Here is a 23,590-nt window from a genome sequence, read left to right as displayed (position 1 = left end):
GCCAGCTATCCATTTAAAAGACTCTGCAAAAAAGCCACCGCAAGCGATGGCCAAAGGAAGAGAGATGGACGCAGCGAATCAAAACGCTGCGGGCCGCCACTTGAGCAGGCGTTTTTCAAGCCGGGTCAGCAAGAAGTCGGCTGCCAGGGCCACGACTGCCAGCACGATCATGGCGGCGAACACGCCGCTGGCGTTGAATGCGCCCTGTGCCGTGGAAATCAGCAGGCCAATGCCCTCTTTGGCGCCCAGAAACTCGCCCACCACGGCACCAACCAGCGCAAAGCCAAAGCTCACATGCAGACTGGCCAGAATCCAGGACATGGCCGAAGGAATCACCACCGACATCGTCACCTGGCGTGGCGAGGCTCCCAAAATCTGGGCATTGGCAATCATGTATTTGTCGGCTTCCCGCACGCCCTGGAAGGCGTTGGCAAACACCACAAAGAACACCATGACCACGGCCAGCGCCACCTTGGATGCCATGCCCAGACCCAGCGCAATCACGAACACCGAACCCAGCACCACGCGGGGAATGGAGTTGGCGATCTGGATATAGATGCTGAACACATCAGACAGCAGCTTGTTGCGGCCCAGTACGATGCCGCAGATCACGCCGGCCACGGCACCGATCAAGAAGCCGATCACCGTTTCTTCGAGCGTGACCAGCACCTGCTGCCACAGCGGGCCCTGGGAGGTTCCGTCGCGCAGCCACTCCACAATCTGGTTCCAGATCATGCTGGGCATGGAATAGAAAAACGGGTCAATCCACTTCATGCGCGCCGACAGCTCCCAACCGCCCAGCACGATGACCAGCACTGCCAGCCGCAGGGCAATGATCAGGGACTTGCGCCGCTTGAGCGCGGCCTGGGCCACGGTGGATTCCTGGGCCAATGCGGCATCGCTGACCGCGTTGGGCACGGCCAGGGCGGCGTCCAGTGCCGGAGACTTTTCCGGCGTGGTGTTCAAAACCATTGCAGACATGGTGTTCTCCTGAATATCGAATGACGCGCGGTGCTGACTAGGGCGCCGTTACTGAATCACAACCTCTTCGCGCAAGTCATCCCATATGCGCTTGGACAGGTCGATAAAGTGCGGGTCATAGCGCACCTGGCTCATCACCCGGGGGCGCGGCAGGTCGATGTCGTAGACACGCTTGAGTGTGGCCGGCCGGGCCGTGAGCACGAACACGCGGTCGGCCAGGGCAATGGCTTCTTCCAGGTCGTGGGTCACAAACACCACCGAGCCACCGGTGCCCGACCATAGGCGCAGCAGCTCGTCCTGCATCAGCGTGCGGGTCTGCATGTCCAGAGCCGAGAACGGCTCGTCCATGAGCAAAATTTCGGGCTTGTTGATGAAGGTCTGGGCCAGAGCCACCCGTTTGCGCATACCACCCGAGAGCTGGTGCGGGTAGTGGTTGCCAAAGTTGGCCAGGCCTACGCGGTGAATCCATTCATCGGCCAGCGTCATTGCCTGGGCCTTGGGTGTACCACGAAAGATGGGGCCGGCGGCCACATTGTCGCGCACCGATTTCCAGGGAAAGACTGCATCGGCCTGGAACACAAAGCCGATGCGCGGATCAATGCCGTCCACGGGCTTTCCCATCACTCGCACCTGGCCCACGGTGGCTTGCAGCAGGCCGGTGACCAGATTCAGCGTGGTCGATTTGCCACTGCCTGTAGGGCCAACGATGGCAATGAACTCGCCCCTAGCCACGCTCATGGAAAAGTTACGCAGCGCCAGCGTCGCCGTGCCGTCTGGCGAGATAAAGCGCAGCGAGACATCATCAAACTCAATAGCAGCTTGCGCTGATGCAGCATTCGCCAAAGCCTGATTTGGCATGAATTTCTGCTCAATGCCTGCGGTGTTCACGGATAAAGACATGGATGCACTCCTTGCACCCGGTCCGCATATGCGGCGGCCCAGGCATGATTGGGGTCAGAATTCATTTGCCCGTCAGGTAGGCATTGCTATAGGTCTTGCCCAGGTCGATGTGTGCGCTCTTGACCTGGGGCTTATAGGCAGAGAGCACCTTGAGCACGGTCTCCGGTCCGCCAGCAGGCATGGCACCGTCCTTGGTGAACATGGGCAGCGAGGCCTTGAGCGCTTCCACATACAAGGGCTTGTCGGCACCGTAGTAATCCTTGGGCACTAGCTCGGCAATCTGCTCGGCGCTATGGGTCTGGATATAGGCCATGGTCTTGGCAAAGGCGTGGGCCAATTTGGTGGCCTGATCCTTGTGCGAAGCCGCCCATTCATTGCGCACATAGAGGCTGGCAGCGGGGTAGAGACCGCCCAGCGCAGCGCGCGTGCCTTCTTCCGCCCGCAAGTCCACCAGCACCTTGGCTTCGCCGGTCTTGAGCATCTGCGAGACTGTGGGCTCGGTCGTCATGCCAGCCTGAATGCGGTCTTGCTTCATGCCCGCGATAAAGGAGCTGCCCGCTCCCACAGGCAACAGCGAGTAGTCTTTGGAAGCCACACCGGCCCGGTCGGCCAGATAGCGGGTCAGAAACTCGGTGGATGAACCCAGACCCGTCACGCCCAGAGTCTTGCCCTTGGCGTCGGCCATGGTCTTGAAGGTCGGAGCGGCCTTGGCCGAGACCAGCTCCACCTCGCCGGGCACTTTGCCAAATACGGCAATGGCTTCGATCTCCTTGCCCTTGGCTTGCAGATCGATGGTGTGGTCATAAAAGCCCACTACGCCTTGCACGGCACCGGCGATCAGTTGATTCTCCGCGTCCACGCCGGCGGGCTGGGACTGCAGCTCCACCTTCAGGCCTTCGTCCTTGAAGTAGCCCAGGGCCTCGGTCAGCTTGGCCGGCAAGTAAATGATCTTGTTGATGCCGCCCACCATGATGGTGACCGTGTCACTGTCGGCGGCATGGGCAGCGGGCAAGCCGGCGCACAGGGAAAGCGCGGCGGCCGATACCGCCGAGGCCAATATGCTGCGGCGGGAGCAAGCATTCAAAGTCATGGTTCTGTCTCCTGAAAGTGGTGGCATCTGATCGACGAGGTGACAGGCACCGCTTGCGCAGGGCCTTCTCGTCTTCGATGCGTCCACTGTAAAAAACATGCGCTTTCGGTCCGCTTTCGCTGCACTGCAATATTTTTAGGGGTTATCCCGAGGACGCTTTTCCACCATGGCGCCGCGCTGTGCCCAGGCTTTACGCTGGGGGCTTATGAAGATTCTTTTGGTCGAAGACAACCATGAGCTGGCCCAGTCCCTGGCCGAATTGCTGCGTGCCCACAGTTTTGTGGTGGACCTGGCCGAGCGTGGCGACGCTGCCGATCAGTTGCTGCAGCAGTCGCACTATGACCTGCTGCTGCTGGATTTGAATCTGCCCCAGCTCAGCGGCAAGGCACTGCTACGGCGCCTGCGTGAGCGTGGCGACGCCCTGCCCGTCATCGTGCTCACGGCCTCGGATTCGCTGGACCAGAAGGTGATCTGCCTGGAAATCGGCGCCGACGACTACCTCGTCAAACCCGTGGAAGTGCGCGAGCTGCTGGCGCGCATGCAGGCCATTGCACGGCGCCAGAGGCCCGGGCGCGAGAACCTGGTGCGCTGCGGCAATCTGCAACTGGATTTGCGCACGCGCTTGTTTGCCGTGCAGGGCGAAGAGCTGGCCCTGCCCCCGCGCGAGCGCGGCGTTCTGGAAGCGCTGATGCTGGCGCATGGTAGCGCGGTCTCCAAAACCAAGCTGCTGGATGCCGTCTACGGCATGGACGAGGACGCCAGCGAAGACGCGCTGGAGCTGTATGTGCACCGCCTGCGCAAAAAATTGGAGCCCAGCGACGCGACCATCATGACGCTGCGCGGCGTGGGCTATCTGCTCAAGCAAAAGCTGGCGACGAGCGAAGGCGATATATCGTCCACGCACCCAACCTCCTGAATCTTCTCCCATGCTCAACAGTCTGCGTGCCCGCCTTGCTCTGTGGCTGCTGCTGCCCCTGGCCGCACTGGTGGCCGTGTGCGCGTATTTCAGCCATGAACATGCCGAAGAGGTGGCCGACTATGTGCAAGACCATGACCTGCTATCGTCGGCCAAGAACCTGGCAGACCGCCTGATCTGGGAAGGCAGCGATATCCATGCCAGCGTGCCGCCCTCTGCGCTGTCGCTGTTCATGTCACCCCAGCACGACCAAATCTACCTGAGCGTCACCGACGACCAGGGCCAATTGCTGGCCGGCCAGCCGGACTTCCCGCAACCCACGCCATTGAGCCTGGAGGGCAGCGATGCCGCCCAGTGGTATGACGCCAGCTGGCAGGGGCAGGCTATCCGCGCCGTCATCACGCGCCGCGCCATGTTTGATGTGGCGGGCGCTCGCCCCATTACCATCATCGTCGGCAAAACCACGCACAGCCGAGACGCCATGCTGCAAAGCCTGTGGCTGCCTACGCTGGAGTATTTGCTGTGGGCACTGGCCCTGGCCGTACTGGTCAGCGCCACGGCGCTGACGCTGGAGCTGCGCCCCCTGCTGGCCATGACTCAGCAGTTGGCCCAGCGGCAAAACCAGCCCCAAGCCCTGCAAGACCTGGACTTTCACCTCGACGCCCGCCCTCTGCAACAAGAGCTGCGCCCGCTGGCCGAGACCGTCAATCAGTTCGCCCGTACCATCCGCGCCCAGGTGGCTCGCCAGCGCCAGTTCATTTCGGACGCGGCCCACCAGCTGCGCACACCGCTGGCCATTCAGGCCAACACGCTAACACCCGATGCCGCGCAGCTCAGCCAGTTGCCATCGCAGCAGCAAGCCGCCCTGTGGCAACGGCTGCAGCGCAGCAACCAGCAGTTGGTCAATATCACCCACCAGTTGCTGCTGCTGGCCCAGGCCGAACAGGCAGTCGCCTCGCAGCAAGCTGTGAGCGTAGATTTACAGTCCCTATGCCTGCAGGCGCTGGAAAATTTTGCCCCGGCGGCCGAGCATAAATCCATCGACCTGGGCTGGGAGGCGCGACACAGCAGCGATGCTGGTACGGCGCCCTATACCATTACCGCAGCCACCCATTTGCTGCCAGAACTGATAGCCAATCTGCTGGACAACGCGATTCGCTACACGCCCGACCAAGGCCGGGTCACGCTGGGGCTGCGGGCATCGGAGGCGAACGTGGCTTTGTTTGTGGAAGACAATGGCCCTGGCATCCCTGCACAAAGCCGGGACCAAGTGTTCGAGCGTTTTTACCGCATTGCCACCGATACCCAAGGAACGGGCCTTGGCCTCGCCATCGTGCAGGAAGTGGCGCGCAGCTGCCAGGCGACCATTTCGCTGGAGTCTGGCCAGCCAATGCCCAGCGAGGAAGGCCGGCCGGGGCTGCGCATTACAGTGGCCTTTCACACGCGCCCCGCAGCAACTTGAGCAACGCATCGGTACCTTCCGAGGACTCCAGCCCAATACCGAAGAACCCCTAGACACGCACCCAATGTGCTGCTCAGCACAAATGAGCTTTGTGCCCGGCATGCGCTTGTAAACCCCATCACAGGTGTATTCTGAAGAACACCTGATCGAATTACCCTATGACATTCAAATGCACTCCTTCGCGGCATTTGGAGTTCTCTTTCCATTGCAATGACATCTCACATAGACCTCATGCGTCAAGCCGTTGACCTGGCGCATGAAAATCGCTTGAACGGTGGCCGTCCCTTCGGCGCCATCCTTGCCAAAGACGGGCAGATCATTGCCCAGGGCGTCAACAACATCGTTGCCAGCAATGATCCCAGCACCCATGCGGAGATGGAAGCCATTCGCGCGGGCACGCAAAAGCGCGCCAATCCCAGCCTCGCAGGCCTCTCCATCTACGCCAGTGGTCACCCCTGCCCCATGTGCTTGGCGGCGCTGGTCATGAATGGTGCCGAGCAGGTGTTTTATGCCTTCGACAACAACGATGCAGCGCCTTACGGCGTGTCCAGCGAAGGCACTTATCAGCGCCTGCGCCTGTCGCTGACACCACCGCCCTTGCCCATCATCCGTATTGACACAGGAATCAGCCCAGAGCAGCTGTACGGCGATGCCGCCTGGCCCTGCGCCTGAAACAGGCTGATGCCCCGCAGCGGGCAAGACATGGATGCACTGCGCAGCGGCTACAAGCACGCAGTGCCTCGGCATACAAACGAATACAACAAGCCAGCAAGCCCTTTGATCGCAGCCTTGTCACTTCACAAGCGCAGCGGCCGGGCCGGAATTTTCATGACTGCATCGTCCTCATATCCTCAACGCGTCTCGCCACTGCTGTGGCTGACCGTGGTGGTGCTCATCACCATCAATCTGCGTCCATTTCTCTCGGCTCCCGGCCCGCTGGGCCCAGTCATACAGAACGCCACAGGCATGGATTTGCGTGCCTTCTCCTGGCTCACGCTGCTGCCCATGGTGCTGATGGGGCTGGGCGGCTGGCTTGCGCCCACGGCCCTGCAGCGGCTGGGGGCGCGCCAAGCCATCGTCAGCGCGCTGGTGCTGATTGCTCTGGGCTGCGCGCTACGTATCGCCGGCGCCAGCAGCATGGTGCTGATTGCCACAGCAGGCCTGTGTGGCGCGGGCGTGGCATTGGTGCAAAGCATTTTGCCGGGTCTGATCAAGCGTCAGTCGCCGCATAACGTGCCCTTCATGATGGGCCTGTACTCCGCAGCACTGATGGGCGGCGGTGCCTTTGGAGCGCAGCTCTCGCCGCTGGCCATTCAATGGGGCATGAGCTGGCAAGCCTCACTGGCCATGTGGGCCGTTCCCGTGGTCATCGCCCTGCCGCTGGCCTTTTATGCGCTGGGCCGCATCGGCTTGCCCCTGCCTGCGACGGCTGCAAAACATAGCCAACCCGTCTCCAACGACACCGCATGGCTTATGCGTCGCCGCCGCACCTGGCTGCTGGTGCTGAGCTTTGGCCTGATGAATGGCGGCTATGCCTCCACCGTTGCGTGGCTGGCACCCTTTTATCAAACCCATGGCTGGACGGCTACGCAAAGCGGCTCACTGGTGGCTATTCTTTCAGTGGCTCAGGCCGCATCCGCCCTGACCATGCCCGCGCTGGCGGCGCGCAGCGCAGACCGCCGCCTCTGGATCATCGTGGCCCTGCTGCTGCAAGCCGTCGGCTTTACGCTGATGGCGTTGTGGCCTACGGCAGCCCCCACGCTCAGCATTGTGATTCTGGGCATTGGTCTGGGCGGCTGCTTCTCGCTCTACATGCTGGTGGCGCTGGACCATCTGCCATCTCCCACCCAGGCAGGCGCTCTCAATGCGCTGATGCAGGGCGGCGGCTTTATTCTGGCGGCACTTGCCCCATGGATCGTGGCGCAACTGCAGCAGCTCAGCGGCAGCTGGACGGTGGGCTGGCTTTATCACGCCGGCATTGCCGCCCTGGTGTGCCTGATGGTGGCGCAGTTCAACCCCAAGCACTATGCGCGGGAGATGCGCCAGCCTTGATGGCGGCTGCAGCGGCGACTCACTTAGTCTTCAGCAAAAAAGCATTAAGCCGAGTAGCTGCTTGCGCTCAAAGCCCCGTCTTTACGGGGTTTTTTGCTATTCAATCTAAGTAAAGAGTGCACCGTGGTTTTAGCAAATACGTAACAATGAGCCCAGCAGTCGGTGTACTGCCTATGGTCTTTCATTCGCCACAAGCAAGGCTTGGGCCTATTAAACCGCCGTGTAACCGGACGGCGGTGGCTTTTTGAACGGAACACTTCAATGACGCAATCTTTCGCTCGCCGCAGGGCGCTGCGCGGCTTGGCCGTGGCAGCTATGGCCGCTTCTTCTCTGGCAACTTTCAGCGCCCACGCCGACACCCCCGCCGTGCTCCGCGTCTCGGCCATCCCCGATGAAGCCCCCACCGAGCTGCAGCGCAAGTTCAAGCCCCTGGGCGAGTACCTCTCGCAAGCCACCGGCATGAAGGTGGTGTTCACCCCCGTCTCCGACTACGCCGCCGTGGTCGAATCTCTGGCCACCAAGAAGCTGGATCTGGCATGGCTGGGCGGCTTCACCTATGTGCAGGCCAAGATCCGCACCAACGGCACGGCCATCCCTATCGTGCAGCGTGCGGAAGATGCGGTCTTCACCAGCAAGTTCATCACGGCAGACCCTGCCATCAAGACCTTAGCTGACCTCAAGGGCAAGACCTTCGCCTTTGGCGCACCATCTTCCACCTCGGGCAGCCTGATGCCCCGCTTCTTCCTGCAGCAAGACGGCCTGAACCCTGAAAAAGACTTCAAGACCGTGGCCTACTCCGGCGCGCACGATGCGACCGTAGCCTTCGTGGCCGCAGGCAAGGCCGATGCCGGCGTGCTGAACACCTCCGTGTGGGACAAGCTGGTCGAGTCCAAAAAGGTCGACACCAGCAAGGTCCGCGTGTTTGCCACCACCCCCACCTACTTTGACTACAACTGGACGGTGCGCGGTGATCTGGACCCCGCCATCATCAAGAAGCTGAAAGACGCCTTCCTGGCGCTGGACCCTTCCAAGCCCGAGCACAAGGCCATCATGGACCTGCAGCGCGCATCCAAGTTCGTGGCGACCGAGTCCAAGAACTACGACGGTATTGAAGCCGCCGGCAAGTCGGCAGGTCTGCTGAAGTAAAAAACTTCAGGCCTTTTTGACTGCCAGCGCTTATAAATAAAGCGCTGGCAGCTACTATTTTTAGAGTATTCGTCTCATGAGCTTCATGCTGGACGACGTGGGCCTGACCCACGGCAACGGCTTTGTTGCCCTGTCCCATATTCATTTGTCTGCCACGCAGGGCGAAAGCATTGCGCTCATCGGCCCCTCGGGCGCGGGCAAAACATCGCTGCTCAACACCCTTGGCACCAGCCACCTGCCCACAGCAGGCCGCATGCAGGTGCTGGGCCATGTCGCGTCCGCCCATTCATCGGTCAGCGCCCTGAAAGCGCTGCGCAGCCGCATCGGCACCGTGCACCAAAGCGCGCCCATCCCCATGCGCCAGCGCGTGGTGACCGCCGTGCTGGCAGGCAAGCTGGGGCAATGGCCGCTGTGGAAGGCGCTGGCATCGCTTGCCTACCCGCAAGACCTGCCCGGCGCACGCGATGCGCTAGCCCGCGTGCAGCTGGAAGACAAACTCTTTGCCCGCTGCGACCAGCTCTCCGGCGGGCAGCTGCAGCGCGTGGGCATTGCCCGCGTGCTCTACCAGCAGGCCGAGCTGATTCTGGCGGACGAACCGGTCTCCGCCCTCGACCCCGCCTTGTCCCAGGCCACCGTGCAACTGCTGGTGCAAGAAGCCGCCGCTCGCAATGCCACGCTGGTGGCCAGCCTTCACGCCGTCGATCTGGCACTGGGCCACTTTGCTCGCATCGTCGGCATACGCGATGGGCGTGTGGCCTTTGACCTGCCCGCCGCCCAGGTCACCGACACGCTGCTGCAAGCCCTGTACGCCAATGCCGATGGCAGTGCTGTGGCCCTGCCCACACTGCACAATCTGCCGGCGGCCCCCAGCATTGAACCGGGCGCCGCTACTCCCGTTCAGGTGATCGCATGCCGGTAAGCGCTGTGCCGACTCGGGTTGCACAGACTTCGATGCGCGACCCCGCTGCACGTGGCCGCCTGACTTGGCTGGTCGTCGCGCTGATCGTGCTGTGGCCCATGCTGCAGACCTCGGGCTTTTCGCTGGAACCCTTTTTTGACGCCAACAATCTCAAGGTGATTGGCGGCTTTCTCGCAGGCTTTCTGCCACCCGAAACAGGCAGCGAGTTCCTCGGCTATCTGGGCCAGGCCACGCTGGAGACCCTGGCCATTGCCACGGCAGGCATGGTGTTGGCCTTTGTCATTGCCGTGCCCATGTCCTATCTATCGAGTGGCGCAGCGCGTGAGCGGGTCACACTCAACCCCATTGCCCGTGGCGTGCTCACCATCTTGCGGGGCATACCGGAGCTGGTCTGGGCGCTGGTCTTTGTGCGCGTGTTTGGCCTCGGCCCCGCTGCTGGCGTGCTGGCGCTAGGACTGACCTATGGCGGCATGCTGGCCAAGGTTTATGCCGAAATTCTGGAATCCACCGACCCCGCCCCTGCCCGCGCCCTGCGTGCCAGCGGCACAGGGCGCTTGCAAGCCCTGCTCTATGGCTTGCTGCCGCAGGCGGCCAAAGAATTAACGTCCTACACCGTGTACCGCTGGGAATGCGCGATTCGCGCCTCGGTGGTCATGGGCTTTGTGGGCGCAGGCGGTCTGGGCCAGCTCATGGACCAGGCCATGAAGATGCTCAACGGCGGCGAGGCGGCCAGCATCCTGCTGGCCTTCATGGTGCTGGTAGCCGCTGCCGATCTGCTGTCGTGGTGGCTGCGCCGTGCGCTGGATACGGCACCTGCCGCCCGCGCCCTGCCCTTTGGCTGGCGCACTTCAGCATTTTTGATAGCAGCTTTCGCAGGCCTGCTGAGCAGTCTGCGCCTGCTGGATATGGATTTACCGGCCTTGTTCACGCAAGACGCCGCCAACAGCATGGGCGAGTTTGTGCGCGGCTTCTTCCCGCCGGACCTGAGCCAGCCCTGGCTGCTGAAAGTGCTGAAAGGCGTGTGGGAGACGCTAGCGATTTCCATCATCGGCACGCTGCTGGCCGCCGTGGCCGGCCTGCTGCTGTCCCTGCCGCGCTGGCGTGCGCCATGGAATGCGGTGCTGAACGTGCTGCGCTCCGTGCCTGAACTGGTCTGGGCCACCATCACCGCGCTGGCCGTGGGTCTGGGGCCGTTTGCCGGTGCGCTGGCCCTCGCCCTGCACACCACCGGCGTGCTGGGACGGCTATATGCAGAGTCGCTGCAAAATGCCCCCGCAGCGCCCGCCCATGCGCTGCGCCTGTCCGGCAGCAGCCGCTTGCTGGCGTTTTGCTACGGCACTTTCCCCGGCGCGGCACCGCAGTTGCTGGCCTACACGCTATACCGCTGGGAGATGAATATCCGCATGGCCGCCATTCTGGGCTTTGTGGGTGCTGGAGGGCTAGGTCAGTTGCTGTACTTTGAGCTGTCTTTATTCCACTACGCGCAAGCCAGCACAGTGATTATTGCTATGCTTTTATTGAGCATTGCCGTGGACTGGAGCAGCGCAGCACTGCGCCGGGCCATGCGCTAAGACGCACCAGCACGAGCCTTGATACTACGAAAAATACTCTGAGCACCTTGGGTGTGCTCAGTACTTCAGTCAGACACCCAAGGGCAGATCAGCACGCTTCAGCGTACGCAGCACAAAGCTGGACTGGCTATGGCGTATGCCTTTGATCTTGTAGAGCTTCTCGCGCAGCAGGCGCTCGTAGTCTCGCGTGTCTTTAACGACAATGCGCAGCAGATAGTCGTAATCACCCGAGACCAAGTGCGCCTCCACTACTTCGGGAATGGTGGCCAGCACCTCGCCAAATTTCTCCAGCGTGTTGTCGGAGTGGCTGTCGAGCGTGACCATGACCAGCACCGAATCAGCCAGCCCCAGCGCCTGCGGGTTCAACCGCACCGTGTAGCCCTCGATCACGCCAGCCTCTTCCATCTTTTTAATGCGTGTCCAGCAAGGTGATGCGCTCAGGCCCACCGCCGCCCCAATTTCTTGCAAACTGGCGCGTGCGTTGGCTTGCAGCTCAGCAAGAATCTTTTTATCCAACGTATCCATAACCTTGAATTTACTGCCAATCAGTATTTAGCAGAAGAATTTTTTGTAGCAAAGCCATATTTGCAGAAATTGAAGCAACCTTTTCTGCAGTGCAACATGCAAACTGGAACCCATGGAAGCACGTTGATCGACGCAGCAAACCCATTCAACATACCGCGCTGTCTACCATCAGCCCCCGGTTGGTTGATCTGCTAACCGCATACACAACAGGCCGCCCCACTTAAGCACAGTGGCGCGGCCTGTTGATTTTTCAGAGACTTACTTGCGAATGACCTGACTCGCTTCACACCAGCGGTGATGCCCACGCTTTTGCCACTGTCCGAAGCCCGCTTTTCATAGTGTGCATAGGCCAGCCATCCAAAAAACGAGCTCCCTTGACCTTTAAACTGCTCACATGAATCGACGAAGTTTGGTGCTATCCGCCCTGGCCCTAGGGTTTGCTCAAGGAGCAATAGCTGGTCCGCAGTTTCAAGAAATGACCGAATGGTCTCGGTTTTTTACAGATGCCGATGCACAAGGAAGCATCGTCGTTCTCGATGCCCGAGGTAAATCTGAAACGACCCACGTCTACAACGTATCTCGTGCGCATCAACGTTACTCGCCAGCCTCTACCTTCAAGATTCCGCACAGTCTATTCGCGCTTGATGCAGGGCTGCTGCGTGACGAATTTCAGCTCATTCCGTGGGATGGCGTGAAGCGATCTGCTGCGGCGTGGAACGCGGACCAAAATCTGCGCTCCGCGATGAGGAATTCCACGGTCTGGGTATATGAACGCTTCGCCAAGGAACTCGGCGATGAACGTGAGACCGCCTATATGCACAAGATCGGATATGGCAATGCGGTCGCCACGGGCGACAAGCCATTCTGGGTTGAAGGCGACCTCGCCATCTCATCCTTCGAGCAGATTGCTTTCCTGCAGCGGCTTTACCGCAATCAACTACCTTTTCAGGTTGAACACCAGAGGCTTGTGAAGGACGTGATGGTCAATGAAGCGGGCCCTGACTGGATACTCCGTGCCAAAACGGGCTGGACCGGGAAAATCGGCTGGTGGGTTGGCTGGGTCGAGTGGCCCAGCGGCCCCGTCTTCTTCGCCTTGAACATCGACACTCCGAACAGGCTCGACGACCTTGCCAAGCGTCAGAGCATCACACGCGGCGTTCTGCGCTCCATTAACGCGCTATCTACTGCGCCATAAAGCGATTGGCATCTCTTGTAAATAGTCCGCTCCTAGCTGAGAGCCACCAGTAGCTTCCACTGGTTCAGGTTGCTGGAATCGCTGAGTAAATTCAACGGGATACGAACATATCGGCGAGAGGCCTCAACAAAAGCGCGGCTGCTCAGTTTGGACTTGACCCCAGCACTCACAGCGCTCGCCCATGATCTTTTCCTCTGTTTAAGGAGTTCATTGGCGCAAAATTGGCACCGAGTCACAAAGTGACCCGCCAACCATGCATCAATGAGATGGGCCATGAAATGCAAAAAACAAAAACCCTCTTAGATCAATGATCCAAGAGGGTTGCATGTTTGGTGGGTGATACAAGGTTCGAACTTGTGACCCCTGCCGTGTGAAGGCAGTGCTCTACCGCTGAGCTAATCACCCGAGAGCGTTATTCTCTCACGCTTCGGCGCTCACATTTTCAAAGCTGCGCCAAGTTGTCTTGCCGCCGCTGGATTTGTCCAGTTGCTTGAGCACATCGTCGTGCGCCTGCTGCTCCTGTTCATTGGCGCGCAGCACGGGTAGTTTGAAAGTGCTGAGGTCCACCATAGGCATGACGATAGCGCCTGCAGCGGGGGAATCAGCTGGCTCATCACTCATCAGCAGGGCTTCTTGCCCACGCGTGAGGTTGATATAGACATCCGCCAGTAACTCCGAGTCCAGCAAGGCGCCGTGCAACGTGCGGTTGGAGTTGTCAACGCCCAGCCGGTCGCACAAGGAGTCCAGCGAGTTGCGCTTGCCTGGATACATCTCCTTGGCCATGACCAAGGTGTCGATGACACTGCCGATGCATTGCTTGATGGGAGGGCGCTTGGCGAGCTTGAGTTCGTTGTTCAGAAACCCCAAGTCAAACGGCGCATTGTGAATGATGACTTCGGCCCCTTGCAGGTAGTCCCAGATTTCATCAATCTTGTCGGCAAAACGCGGCTTGTCTTTCAGGAACTCTGTCGTGATGCCGTGCACACGCAAGGCATCAGGATGGCTGTCGCGGCCGGCATTGAAGTACAAGTGCAGATTGTTGCCGGTGAGCTTGCGGTTGACCATTTCCACACAGCCAAGCTCAATCAGGCGGTCGCCGTCGATGGCAGACAGACCCGTGGTTTCCGTATCCAGAAAAATTTGGCGCGACATTCGTTTTCTCTCTGTTACCTGCGACCCGCGACGCTGACATCGCCTTCATTGCCAAACAACTGGCACCGTCCCAACTCAGAGCTGCCGAGCAAGGGCCGCCCCGCAGCGATGGCAGCATCCCCCCGCCCGCGAAGCGAGAGAGGGGGAAGGCGCAAAGCGCCTCAGGGGGGTTAATGGTTCTCTTTGGCGTGATTGATGGAGTATTTAGGAATCTCCACCGTCACACCCTCACGCGACAAAATGGCCTGGCAAGACAGGCGCGACTGAGGCTGCAGACCCCAGGCACGATCCAGCAAGTCTTCCTCTTCTTCTTCCGCTTCATTCAGCGAGTTGAAGCCTTCCTTGATGATGACGTGACAGGTCGTGCAGGCGCAGCTCATATCACAGGCGTGCTCGATATTGACGCCGTTGTCCAGCATGGCTTCGCAGATCGATGTGCCAACGGGTGCGTCGATTTCTTTGCCTTCGGGGCAGTACTCGGCATGGGGAAGAATTTTGATGATGGGCATATTGTTCTGCTTATGAATTAAATAGAGTTCAAATCTTTGCCTGCCAGCGCCTTCTGGATGCTGCGGTTCATGCGCTCAGCGGCAAACGCCTCTGTGCCCTTGGCCAAGGCCTGTGTCGCAGCTTCCACCACCGCAGGGTCTTCGCTGGAGACGGCGGCATGCAAGGCAGCCATCAGCGCATCAATATGCTCGCGCTCTGCGCTGCTGAGCACATCGCCATCGGCAGCCAGTGCACTGTTGGTTGCCAGAATCATGCGATCGGCATCCACACGGGCTTCCACCAGTGCGCGGGCCTTCATGTCTTGCTGGGCGGTGGCGAAACCATCTTGCAGCATCTGGGCAATCTGATCGTCAGACAGACCATAGGATGGCTTGACGTTGATGTGCGCCTCCACGCCGCTGAGTTGCTCTTTGGCGCTAACGGCAAGCAGACCATCGGCATCGACCGTAAAGGTCACGCGAATGCGCGCTGCACCGGCGGCCATGGGGGGAATGCCGCGCAGCTCAAAGCGCGCCAGGCTACGGCAGTCTGCCACCAGGTCACGCTCGCCCTGCACTACGTGGATAGCCAGAGCGGTCTGGCCGTCTTTGTACGTGGTGAAGTCCTGCGCACGTGCGCTGGGAATGGTTTCGTTGCGTGTGATGATGCGCTCGACCAGGCCGCCCATGGTCTCCACACCCAGCGAGAGCGGAATCACATCCAGCAGCAGCAAATCACCCGCAGTGCTGTTGCCCGCCAGCTGGTTGGCCTGAATGGCAGCACCCAGCGCCACTACTTCATCGGGGTTGAGGTTAGTCAGTGGCTCGCTGCCAAAGAAGTCGGCCACGGCCTGACGGATCTGCGGCATGCGAGTGGAGCCACCGACCATCACCACGCCCTGCACTTCGTCGCGGCTCAGTTCGGCATCCTTGAGCGCACGACGCACGGCAGACAGGCTCTTAGTTGTTAAGTGAGCAGTCAGCGCAATGAATTCATCACGTTTGACATCAAAAGTGACTGAACCCGACGACAGATCAGCGGTAAACGCTACGATTTCTGCATCCGTCAAGGCCTGCTTGCAATGGCGCGCGGCAATGCGCCAGATGGTTTTGTCTGCGGCGCTTTGCAGCTGCGTGCCGGTCTTCTCTGCTACCCATGCAGCCAAGGCGTCGTCATAGTCATCGCCACCCAGTGCCGAGTCACCGCCAGTGGCAATGACTTCAAACACGCCTTGCGACAGTCGCAGCACGGAAATATCAAAGGTGCCGCCACCCAGGTCGTACACAGCGTAGACGCCCTCTGCGGCATTGTCCAGACCGTAGGCAATGGCAGCCGCCGTGGGCTCGTTAATCAAGCGCAGCAGGTTGATGCCAGCCAGTTTGGCCGCATCTTTTGTGGCCTGACGCTGGGCATCGTCAAAGTACGCAGGCACGGTGATGACAGCGCCGTAGAGCTCGTCATCAAACGTGTCTTCAGCACGAAAACGCAAGGTAGCCAGAATCTCGGCACTGATTTCGATGGGCGTCTTGGCACCATCCACCGTCTCTATGGAAATAACGCTGCCGTCGCCATCCGTCTTGAAGTGGTAGGGCAGGTTTTCAGGCGATTCGATATCGGCCAGACTGCGGCCCATGAAGCGCTTGGCAGAACTGATCGTGTTGGCGGCATCCACAGCCTGCGCGGCTTTGGCGTCAAAACCGATCTGGCGGCGGCCCATGTCCATGTAGCGCACCACGGATGGCAACAGCACGCGGCCCTGATCGTCAGGCAAGCACTCGGCCACGCCATTGCGCACGGAAGCGACCAGAGAATGCGTGGTGCCAAGGTCAATACCTACGGCAATGCGTCGCTGATGAGGGTCGGGGGATTGGCCGGGCTCGGAAATCTGCAAAAGCGCCATGAAATTCTTCTTTTGAAATGTCAGAGGCCAGCGGGGCTGGCCTTTTCAAGATGGATACGTCCTCTGGACAATGCCGCGAACGGTGCTCTGGGTCTTATTGTCCCAGTTGCTCGCGGCGGCGCTCCACATCCTGCGCAAATCGCGCAACAAACATGAGGGCTCTTACCTGTTGCACAGCTGCGGCGGGGTCATTCACCTCATCCAGCAAACGGCCGCATTCAGCCAGCATCTGCTTTTTGGCGCTCAGCACTTCGTCATCCAGCGCATCAAGCGCCGCCTCAGAAGAAGCGTCGTCCAAAGACTCGCGCCACTCCATCTGCTGCATCAGAAATGCGGTGGGCATGGCGGTGTTGTCTTCAGCCCGCACAGGCGCGCCCAGCAACTCGCACAAGTACGCTGCGCGCTTGAGCGGGTCTTTCAGGCGTTGATAGGCCTCATTGATGCGCACAGACCACTGCATGGCCACGCGCTGCGCGGCTGCGCCCTGCGCAGCAAAGCGGTCGGGATGCGCTTCGCGCTGAAGTTCTTTCCAGCGTGCATCAATCTGGCTGCGCTCTTGGGCAAACTTGCGCGGCAGACCAAACAATTCAAAGTCGTCAGATTGCAGATTCATGGCATTAAAAAACCGCCTTCAGCAGGACTGAGGCGGCTTCCTTTACTTAAAACCAGGGAGCTGGCCAAGGCCAGAGACACCAAGCAAAGCCGCCTTGCGGCGAAGGTGTCGTCCCCTCAGGGGAAGCCGCAAAGCGGCTCAGGGGGAGTTTAAATTCTAAAACTCTCGCCACAACCACAACGATCACGCTCGTTGGGGTTACCGAACTTAAAGCCTTCGTTCAGGCCTTCACGCACAAAGTCGAGCACAGTGCCATCGATATAAGCCAGGCTCTTGGGATCCACCAGCACCTTGATGCCGTGGTCTTCAAACACCACGTCATCGGGCAGTATCTCGTCGACATACTCCAGCTTGTAAGCCAAGCCGGAGCAGCCTGTGGTCTTGACGCCCAGACGAACGCCAACACCCTTACCGCGACGTGAGAGGTAGCGATTCACATGACGGGCGGCCGCCTCGGTCATTGAAATAGCCATGGCCTCAAGCTTCCGTCGTGGTGCGCTTTGCGCGGTAGTCGTTCACCGCAGCCTTGATGGCGTCTTCAGCCAGAATGGAGCAGTGAACCTTGACAGGTGGCAATGCCAATTCTTCAGCGATCTGGCTGTTCTTCAAGGCCGCAGCCTCGTCCAGCGTCTTGCCCTTAACCCATTCTGTCACCAGAGAAGACGAAGCAATGGCAGAGCCACAGCCATAGGTCTTGAAACGTGCATCCTCAATCACGCCAGTGGCGGGGTTGACCTTGATCTGCAGTTTCATCACGTCGCCGCAAGCGGGCGCGCCCACCATGCCCGTGCCCACGGAGTCATCGCTCTTGTCGAACGAACCTACGTTGCGGGGGTTTTCATAGTGATCAACAACTTTTTCGGAGTAAGCCATGGTGTCTACCTCTTGAACTCTTTGTAATCTGTACTTAGTGTGCAGCCCATTGAATAGTGCTGAGGTCGATGCCGTCTTTGTACATCTCCCACAGAGGGCTCAGCTCGCGCAGCTTCAATACGTTTTCACGAATTGTCTTGATCGCGTAGTCAATTTCTTCTTCAGTCGTGAAGCGACCAAAAGTCATGCGCAGCGAGCTGTGAGCTAGCTCGTCGCTACGGCCCAGGGCACGCAGCACATAGCTGGGCTCCAGGCTGGCAGACGTGCAGGCAGAGCCGGAGGAAACAGCCAGACCCTTGATACCCATGATCAACGACTCGCCTTCGACGTAGTTGAAGCTCATGTTCAGGTAGTGAGGGACGCCATTTTCCATGTCGCCGTTCACAAAGACTTGTTCCAGATCCTTGAGGCCGTCGAGCAGGCGCTGACGCAGACCATGTGCGTGATCCATGTCCTTGGCCATGTCTTCCTTGGCGATGCGGAAAGCTTCGCCCATGCCTACGATCTGGTGCGTAGCCAGCGTGCCCGAACGCATGCCGCGCTCGTGACCACCGCCGTGCATTTGCGCTTCGAGGCGCACTCGAGGCTTGCGGCGCACGTACAGAGCACCGATACCTTTGGGGCCATAAGTCTTGTGCGAAGCCAGGCTCATCAGATCGATAGGCATGGTCTGCATGTCCAGAACCATCTTGCCGGAGGCCTGAGCGGCATCCACGTGGAAGATGATTCCCTTTTCACGGCACAGAGCACCGATGGCGTTCAGATCCTGAACCACACCGATTTCATTGTTCACTGCCATCACGCTGGCGAGGATGGTGTCAGGGCGAATTGCAGCCTTGAATACGTCCAGATCCAGCAGACCATTCTCATTGACGTCCAGATAAGAAACTTCAAAGCCCTGACGCTCCAGCTCACGCATGGTGTCCAGCACAGCCTTGTGCTCGGTCTTCACCGTGATCAGGTGCTTGCCCTTGCCTTGGTAAAAGTGTGCTGCACCCTTGATCGCCAGATTGTCGGACTCTGTCGCACCGCTGGTCCACACGATCTCGCGGGGGTCAGCATTGATCAGCTCGGCCACTTGCTTGCGGGCATTCTCGATAGCTTCTTCAGCTTCCCAGCCCCAGGCATGGCTACGCGAGGCAGCATTACCGAAATGCTCACGCAACCAAGGAATCATCGCGTCTACCACGCGGGGGTCCATGGGAGTCGTTGCGCCGTAATCGAGATAAATGGGAAAGTGCGGGGTCATGTCCATGACTGGCTCGTCTTGTTTTTGGCTGACAAATCGTGAGGAAATCGATGCACCCAAAGGTGCCGCCCGAGCGAGAGAACATGCCGCACAGCCATGCATGCCTCTCCGCCCTGACAATCGGAATCAAGGTTCATGCCGATCAAGTTACCGCACAAGCCAAGCTTGTGCGGCACCAGATCAGGATTTAGCGAAGGCGTTACCCAGCGCAAACACCGAGTTAGGTGCATTCACGCGGATAGGCTTGACCACAGGAGCAGTGGAGATTGCACGGCGCACCACAGGCTTATCCTCAATCTGGATGCCCTTGGCCAGTTGCTCATCCACCAGCTTTTGCAGCGTGACGGAATCAAGGAACTCCACCATGCGCTGGTTCAGTGCTGCCCACAGTTCATGGGTCATGCAGCGACCTGCTTCGCCCAGACAGTTTTCTTTGCCGCCGCATTGTGTGGCATCAATCGGCTCATCCACCGAAACGATGATGTCAGCCACTGTGATGTCTGTTGCCTTGCGGGCCAAGGTGTAGCCGCCGCCGGGGCCACGGGTGGACTCCACCAGCTCGTGACGACGCAGCTTGCCGAACAACTGTTCCAGATAGGACAGCGAAATCTGCTGACGCTGGCTGATGGCTGCCAGCGTGACAGGGCCGTTGTTCTGGCGCAGGGCCAGGTCGATCATCGCGGTGACCGCAAAGCGGCCTTTGGTCGTAAGACGCATATGAGCTCCTTCAGTCAGGATTGTTAGTTACAGAAACGCCCGCTTGGCCACAGCTACCTAGACGAGCACAGTCTCCGCCCTTACTCCGTCCTGCAATTAGGTTCAGAGCCCTTCTGTGAGGGAAGTTTGTTGTTGAGTGTTTGACCGGAGTATATCACATTCCCCATCAATTTTGTCGGGTAACAGCGTGCACTCACGTAATAACCCTGACAAAACCGAAGGTTCCGTCCTACGGAGTTGCACCAAACAGCTGTTGTTTAAGCAGTGATAACTGATCGCGCACCCGGGCCGCCTGTTCAAACTCCAGATTCTTGGCATGCTCCAGCATCTGTTTCTCCAAGCGTTTGATTTCTTTGGCGATATCTTTTTCAGACATATCCTCGACACGAGCCTTTTGCAGGGCTTGATCCTGCAAACGCTCAGCCTCTTTACCACTTTTTTCACTGTACACGCCATCAATCAGGTCTTTTACCCTCTTGACAATCTGCTTTGGCACAATTCCATTCGCCTCATTGAAAAGCCTCTGCTTTTCCCTGCGCCGCTCCGTCTCGCCCATGGCCTTTTTCATTGATTCCGTAATGCGGTCGCCATACAAAATCGCCTTGCCATTCACGTTACGCGCCGCACGGCCTATGGTTTGAATCAGGCTGCGCTCGGCCCGCAAAAAGCCTTCTTTGTCAGCGTCCAGAATCGCAACCAGTGATACTTCGGGAATATCTAACCCTTCGCGCAGCAGGTTGATGCCAACCAGCACATCAAAAGCGCCCAGACGCAGATCGCGGATGATTTCCACACGCTCCACCGTATCCACATCGGAGTGCAGATAGCGCACTTTGACACCGTTGTCCGTCAGATATTCCGTAAGCTGCTCGGCCATGCGCTTGGTCAATGTGGTGATGAGCACGCGCTCTTCTTTTTCTACACGCAGGCGAATTTCCTGCAGCACATCGTCCACCTGATGAGTGGCGGGGCGCACCTCGATCAGCGGATCCAGCAAGCCCGTAGGGCGCACCACCTGCTCTACCACTTGACCGGCATGGGTCTTTTCATAATCAGCCGGCGTGGCAGACACGAACACCACCTGGCGCATGCGCTGTTCAAACTCTTCAAACTTGAGCGGGCGGTTATCCAGCGCCGAAGGCAAACGAAAGCCATATTCCACCAATGTGGTCTTGCGCGCCCGGTCGCCGTTGTACATGGCGTTGAGCTGACCAATCATCTGGTGGCTCTCATCCAGAAACATGATGGAGTCGCGCGGCATGTAGTCCGTCAGCGTGCTGGGCGGATCACCGGGGTTGGATGCGGAGAGATGGCGGGTGTAGTTTTCAATACCCTTGCAATGCCCTACTTCGCTGAGCATTTCCAGATCAAACCTGGTGCGCTGCTCAAGCCGCTGCGCTTCGACCAGCTTGCCCATGCCCACCAGTTGCTTCAAGCGCTCAGACAGCTCTTCTTTGATGGTTTCCACCGCTGCCAACACCTTGTCGCGGGGCGTGACGTAATGGCTGCTGGGGTAGACGGTAAAGCGCGGAATGCTCTGGCGCACGCGGCCCGTCAGCGGGTCAAAAAGCTGAAGGCTTTCGACCTCATCGTCAAAAAGCTCAATGCGCACGGCCAGCTCCGAATGCTCGGCCGGGAAGACATCAATCGTGTCGCCACGCACCCGAAAAGTACCGCGTGAGAAATCCTGATCGTTGCGCTGATATTGCATGCGAATCAGCTGCGCAATCGCATCGCGCTGGTTCAGCGTGTCGCCTGTGCGCAGCGTCATGATCATGCGGTGGTAGCTCTCGGGCTCACCAATACCGTAAATGGCCGAGACCGTGGCCACGATGATCACATCGCGCCGTTCCATAATGCTCTTGGTACAAGACAGACGCATCTGCTCGATGTGCTCATTGATCGCGCTGTCCTTTTCAATGAATAGATCGCGCTGGGGCACATAGGCTTCGGGCTGGTAGTAGTCGTAGTAGCTAACAAAGTACTCGACCGCATTTTTTGGGAAAAACTCTCTGAACTCAGAGTACAGCTGCGCCGCCAGCGTTTTGTTCGGCGCAAACACAATGGCCGGGCGGCCCAACCGCGCAATCACATTGGCCATGGTGAAAGTCTTGCCCGAGCCCGTCACACCCAGCAGCGTCTGGTAAGTTTCGCCGTCATTGACGCCTTCCACCAGTTGCTCAATCGCCGTCGGTTGATCTCCCGCAGGCGGATAAGGCTGGAACAACTCGAACGGCGAGTCTGGATATTGCACAAAACGGCCTTGTGGCTCAGCAGTCATATTTTCTTCTTGCATGATGTCATGTCCATGACGCATAGGGTTAGCGCGGAGTAGAATGGCAGACCAACCCTCAAGCCTAACCTAGGCTGGTGCGTTTTTTCGAGGTTCGCGCGTGTCGCACTCGTCAACACGCTACCGCAGGCAATAGCTGGGGGTGACCTGACTTATTTCCATCCCTCAAGGATTTTTTCATGTCTCTGTTTACCGCCGTCGAAATGGCCCCCCGCGACCCCATCCTGGGTCTGAACGAGCAATTCAATGCTGACACCAACCCCAGCAAAGTGAACCTGGGCGTGGGCGTGTATTTTGACGATAACGGCAAGCTGCCTTTGCTGCAGTGCGTGCAGGCCGCTGAAAAGGCCATGATGGAAAAGCCCAGCGCCCGCGGCTACCTGCCCATCGACGGTATCGCTGCTTATGACAACGGCGTCAAGGCGCTGGTGTTCGGTGCTGAGTCCGACGTGGTCAAGTCCGGTCGCGTGGCCACAGTGCAAGCCATCGGCGGCACTGGCGGCCTGAAGATTGGCGCTGACTTCCTCAAGAAGCTCAACCCCAACGCCAAGGTTCTGATCTCCAACCCCAGCTGGGAAAACCACAAGGCCATCTTCACCAACGCTGGTTTTGAAGTCGGCACCTATGCTTACTACGATGCAGCCACCCGCTCCATCGACTTCGCCGGCATGCTGGCCGACCTGAACGCTGCCCCTGCTGGCACCGTGGTCGTGCTGCACGCCTGCTGCCACAACCCAACCGGCTATGACATCACTGCCGCTCAGTGGGATAAAGTGATTGCAGTCGTCAAGGCAAAGGGTCTGGTTCCCTTCCTGGACATGGCCTACCAAGGCTTTGGCCACGGTATCGCCGAAGACGGCGCCGTGATCGGCAAGTTCGTGGCCGCTGGTCTGGACATCTTTGTGTCCACCTCCTTCTCCAAAAGCTTCAGCCTGTATGGCGAGCGCGTGGGCGCCCTGTCCGTGGTCGCTGCTGACAAGGACGAAGCCGCTCGCGTGCTGTCGCAACTGAAGATCGTCATCCGTACCAACTACTCCAACCCACCTACACACGGTGGCGCTGTGGTGGCTGCAGTTCTGAACAACCCCGAGCTGCACGCTCTGTGGGAAAAGGAACTGGGCGAGATGCGCGTGCGCATCAAGGCCATGCGCAAGAAGCTGGTCGACGGCCTGAAAGCTGCCGGCGTGCAGCAAGACATGTCCTTCATCACCACCCAGATCGGCATGTTCTCGTACTCCGGCCTGTCCAAGGAACAGATGGTGCGCCTGCGCTCCGAGTTCGGCGTGTACGGCACCGACACCGGCCGCATGTGCGTGGCTGCGCTGAACAGCAAGAACATCGACTATGTCTGCAAGGCCATTGCCGCTGTGATCTAAAGTCACACCCCGGGGCTGCTTCGGCAGCCCTGAAAAACAAAGAGCAACGGATTTTTAACCCGTTGCTCTTTTTTTGTGCCCTGCTCAATGTTCAGACTATTTATTTTGATAGCTGCTTACGCCTTATTAGCCTTAATTCCAAGCCATTAAGACCAAAAAACCTTATAGATT

General features: G+C 59.1%; 22 protein-coding genes and 1 tRNA gene. 9 read left to right on the top strand and 14 right to left on the bottom strand.

Features of this window, described 5'->3' with window-relative positions:
- Positions 1 to 78: 78 nt before the first annotated feature.
- The 3 genes from CLU84_RS07845 to CLU84_RS07835 form a co-directional block, all read right to left on the bottom strand.
- On the bottom strand, positions 79 to 981 hold the full coding sequence (locus CLU84_RS07845) for an ABC transporter permease (RefSeq protein WP_369826816.1): 903 nt from the start codon (positions 979 to 981) through the stop codon (positions 79 to 81).
- A 48-nt stretch (positions 982 to 1,029) separates the two neighbouring features.
- Positions 1,030 to 1,839, bottom strand: a complete 810-nt coding sequence (locus tag CLU84_RS07840; RefSeq protein ID WP_099737930.1) for an ABC transporter ATP-binding protein — start codon at positions 1,837 to 1,839, stop codon at positions 1,030 to 1,032.
- Positions 1,840 to 1,942: 103 nt separating this feature from the next.
- Positions 1,943 to 2,971 carry an ABC transporter substrate-binding protein gene (locus CLU84_RS07835; RefSeq protein ID WP_099736713.1) on the bottom strand — a complete coding sequence of 343 codons (1,029 nt, stop codon included), beginning with the start codon at positions 2,969 to 2,971 and terminating at the stop codon, positions 1,943 to 1,945.
- A 205-nt stretch (positions 2,972 to 3,176) separates the two neighbouring features.
- On the opposite strand from CLU84_RS07835, the gene CLU84_RS07830 reads away from it, so the two are divergent.
- From CLU84_RS07830 to phnE, 7 genes are all read left to right on the top strand, one after another.
- Positions 3,177 to 3,887, top strand: a complete 711-nt coding sequence (locus tag CLU84_RS07830; protein WP_099736712.1) for a response regulator transcription factor — start codon at positions 3,177 to 3,179, stop codon at positions 3,885 to 3,887.
- Between the two features lie 10 nt (positions 3,888 to 3,897).
- A complete protein-coding gene (locus CLU84_RS07825) occupies positions 3,898 to 5,349 on the top strand; it encodes a sensor histidine kinase (RefSeq protein ID WP_099736711.1) in 1,452 nt (483 codons plus the stop codon).
- A 210-nt stretch (positions 5,350 to 5,559) separates the two neighbouring features.
- Positions 5,560 to 6,021, top strand: a complete 462-nt coding sequence (locus tag CLU84_RS07820) for a nucleoside deaminase (RefSeq protein WP_099736710.1) — start codon at positions 5,560 to 5,562, stop codon at positions 6,019 to 6,021.
- A gap of 156 nt (positions 6,022 to 6,177) precedes the next feature.
- Entirely contained in the window at positions 6,178 to 7,401 is a 1,224-nt protein-coding gene (locus CLU84_RS07815; RefSeq protein WP_099737929.1) for a cyanate transporter, read from the top strand.
- Positions 7,402 to 7,662: 261 nt separating this feature from the next.
- Positions 7,663 to 8,547, top strand: a complete 885-nt coding sequence (locus CLU84_RS07810; RefSeq protein WP_099736709.1) for a putative selenate ABC transporter substrate-binding protein — start codon at positions 7,663 to 7,665, stop codon at positions 8,545 to 8,547.
- Positions 8,548 to 8,623: 76 nt separating this feature from the next.
- The gene (locus CLU84_RS07805; protein WP_099736708.1) at positions 8,624 to 9,466 is read left to right on the top strand and encodes a phosphonate ABC transporter ATP-binding protein; all 843 of its coding nucleotides are present in this window, start codon (positions 8,624 to 8,626) and stop codon (positions 9,464 to 9,466) included.
- Positions 9,457 to 11,037: a phosphonate ABC transporter, permease protein PhnE gene (gene phnE / locus CLU84_RS07800; protein ID WP_099736707.1), complete on the top strand. Its 1,581-nt coding sequence runs from the start codon at positions 9,457 to 9,459 to the stop codon at positions 11,035 to 11,037. The genes CLU84_RS07805 and phnE overlap by 10 nt, the downstream gene beginning before the upstream one ends.
- A 69-nt stretch (positions 11,038 to 11,106) precedes the next feature.
- Here phnE and CLU84_RS07795 read toward each other — a convergent pair whose 3' ends face one another.
- The gene (locus CLU84_RS07795) at positions 11,107 to 11,562 is read right to left on the bottom strand and encodes an Lrp/AsnC family transcriptional regulator (protein WP_099736706.1); all 456 of its coding nucleotides are present in this window, start codon (positions 11,560 to 11,562) and stop codon (positions 11,107 to 11,109) included.
- A gap of 394 nt (positions 11,563 to 11,956) precedes the next feature.
- On the opposite strand from CLU84_RS07795, the gene blaOXA reads away from it, so the two are divergent.
- Complete coding sequence (gene blaOXA, locus CLU84_RS07790; RefSeq protein ID WP_099736705.1) at positions 11,957 to 12,757, top strand: class D beta-lactamase; 801 nt, start codon at positions 11,957 to 11,959, stop codon at positions 12,755 to 12,757.
- Between the two features lie 330 nt (positions 12,758 to 13,087).
- Here the strand turns inward: blaOXA and CLU84_RS07785 are convergent.
- The 10 genes from CLU84_RS07785 to uvrB all read right to left on the bottom strand — a co-directional run bounded on the left by CLU84_RS07785 (position 13,088) and on the right by uvrB (position 22,046).
- Positions 13,088 to 13,162, bottom strand: a tRNA-Val gene (locus tag CLU84_RS07785).
- A 15-nt stretch (positions 13,163 to 13,177) separates the two neighbouring features.
- Entirely contained in the window at positions 13,178 to 13,909 is a 732-nt protein-coding gene (gene dnaQ, locus CLU84_RS07780; protein ID WP_099736704.1) for a DNA polymerase III subunit epsilon, read from the bottom strand.
- A 170-nt stretch (positions 13,910 to 14,079) separates the two neighbouring features.
- Positions 14,080 to 14,418 carry an ISC system 2Fe-2S type ferredoxin gene (gene fdx / locus CLU84_RS07775; RefSeq protein ID WP_099736703.1) on the bottom strand — a complete coding sequence of 113 codons (339 nt, stop codon included), beginning with the start codon at positions 14,416 to 14,418 and terminating at the stop codon, positions 14,080 to 14,082.
- Between the two features lie 17 nt (positions 14,419 to 14,435).
- The gene (gene hscA, locus CLU84_RS07770) at positions 14,436 to 16,298 is read right to left on the bottom strand and encodes a Fe-S protein assembly chaperone HscA (RefSeq protein ID WP_099736702.1); all 1,863 of its coding nucleotides are present in this window, start codon (positions 16,296 to 16,298) and stop codon (positions 14,436 to 14,438) included.
- A 94-nt stretch (positions 16,299 to 16,392) separates the two neighbouring features.
- A complete protein-coding gene (gene hscB, locus CLU84_RS07765) occupies positions 16,393 to 16,911 on the bottom strand; it encodes a Fe-S protein assembly co-chaperone HscB (protein WP_099736701.1) in 519 nt (172 codons plus the stop codon).
- A 149-nt stretch (positions 16,912 to 17,060) separates the two neighbouring features.
- A complete protein-coding gene (gene iscA / locus CLU84_RS07760) occupies positions 17,061 to 17,384 on the bottom strand; it encodes an iron-sulfur cluster assembly protein IscA (RefSeq protein ID WP_099736700.1) in 324 nt (107 codons plus the stop codon).
- 4 nt (positions 17,385 to 17,388) lie between these two features.
- The gene (gene iscU / locus CLU84_RS07755; protein WP_099736699.1) at positions 17,389 to 17,784 is read right to left on the bottom strand and encodes a Fe-S cluster assembly scaffold IscU; all 396 of its coding nucleotides are present in this window, start codon (positions 17,782 to 17,784) and stop codon (positions 17,389 to 17,391) included.
- Between the two features lie 34 nt (positions 17,785 to 17,818).
- Positions 17,819 to 19,039 carry an IscS subfamily cysteine desulfurase gene (locus CLU84_RS07750; RefSeq protein WP_099736698.1) on the bottom strand — a complete coding sequence of 407 codons (1,221 nt, stop codon included), beginning with the start codon at positions 19,037 to 19,039 and terminating at the stop codon, positions 17,819 to 17,821.
- 174 nt (positions 19,040 to 19,213) lie between these two features.
- Positions 19,214 to 19,750, bottom strand: a complete 537-nt coding sequence (gene iscR, locus CLU84_RS07745; protein ID WP_003054211.1) for a Fe-S cluster assembly transcriptional regulator IscR — start codon at positions 19,748 to 19,750, stop codon at positions 19,214 to 19,216.
- Positions 19,751 to 19,979: 229 nt separating this feature from the next.
- The gene (gene uvrB, locus CLU84_RS07740) at positions 19,980 to 22,046 is read right to left on the bottom strand and encodes an excinuclease ABC subunit UvrB (RefSeq protein ID WP_099737928.1); all 2,067 of its coding nucleotides are present in this window, start codon (positions 22,044 to 22,046) and stop codon (positions 19,980 to 19,982) included.
- 176 nt (positions 22,047 to 22,222) lie between these two features.
- On the opposite strand from uvrB, the gene CLU84_RS07735 reads away from it, so the two are divergent.
- Entirely contained in the window at positions 22,223 to 23,419 is a 1,197-nt protein-coding gene (locus CLU84_RS07735) for an amino acid aminotransferase (RefSeq protein WP_099736697.1), read from the top strand.
- The last annotated feature ends 171 nt before the right edge of the window (positions 23,420 to 23,590 follow it).

This window comes from Comamonas sp. 26, assembly GCF_002754475.1.
Classification (GTDB): Bacteria; Pseudomonadota; Gammaproteobacteria; order Burkholderiales; family Burkholderiaceae_C; genus Comamonas.
The sequence above is the reverse complement of the archived record's forward strand: the minus strand, read 5'-3'. Positions and strand labels throughout refer to the sequence as shown.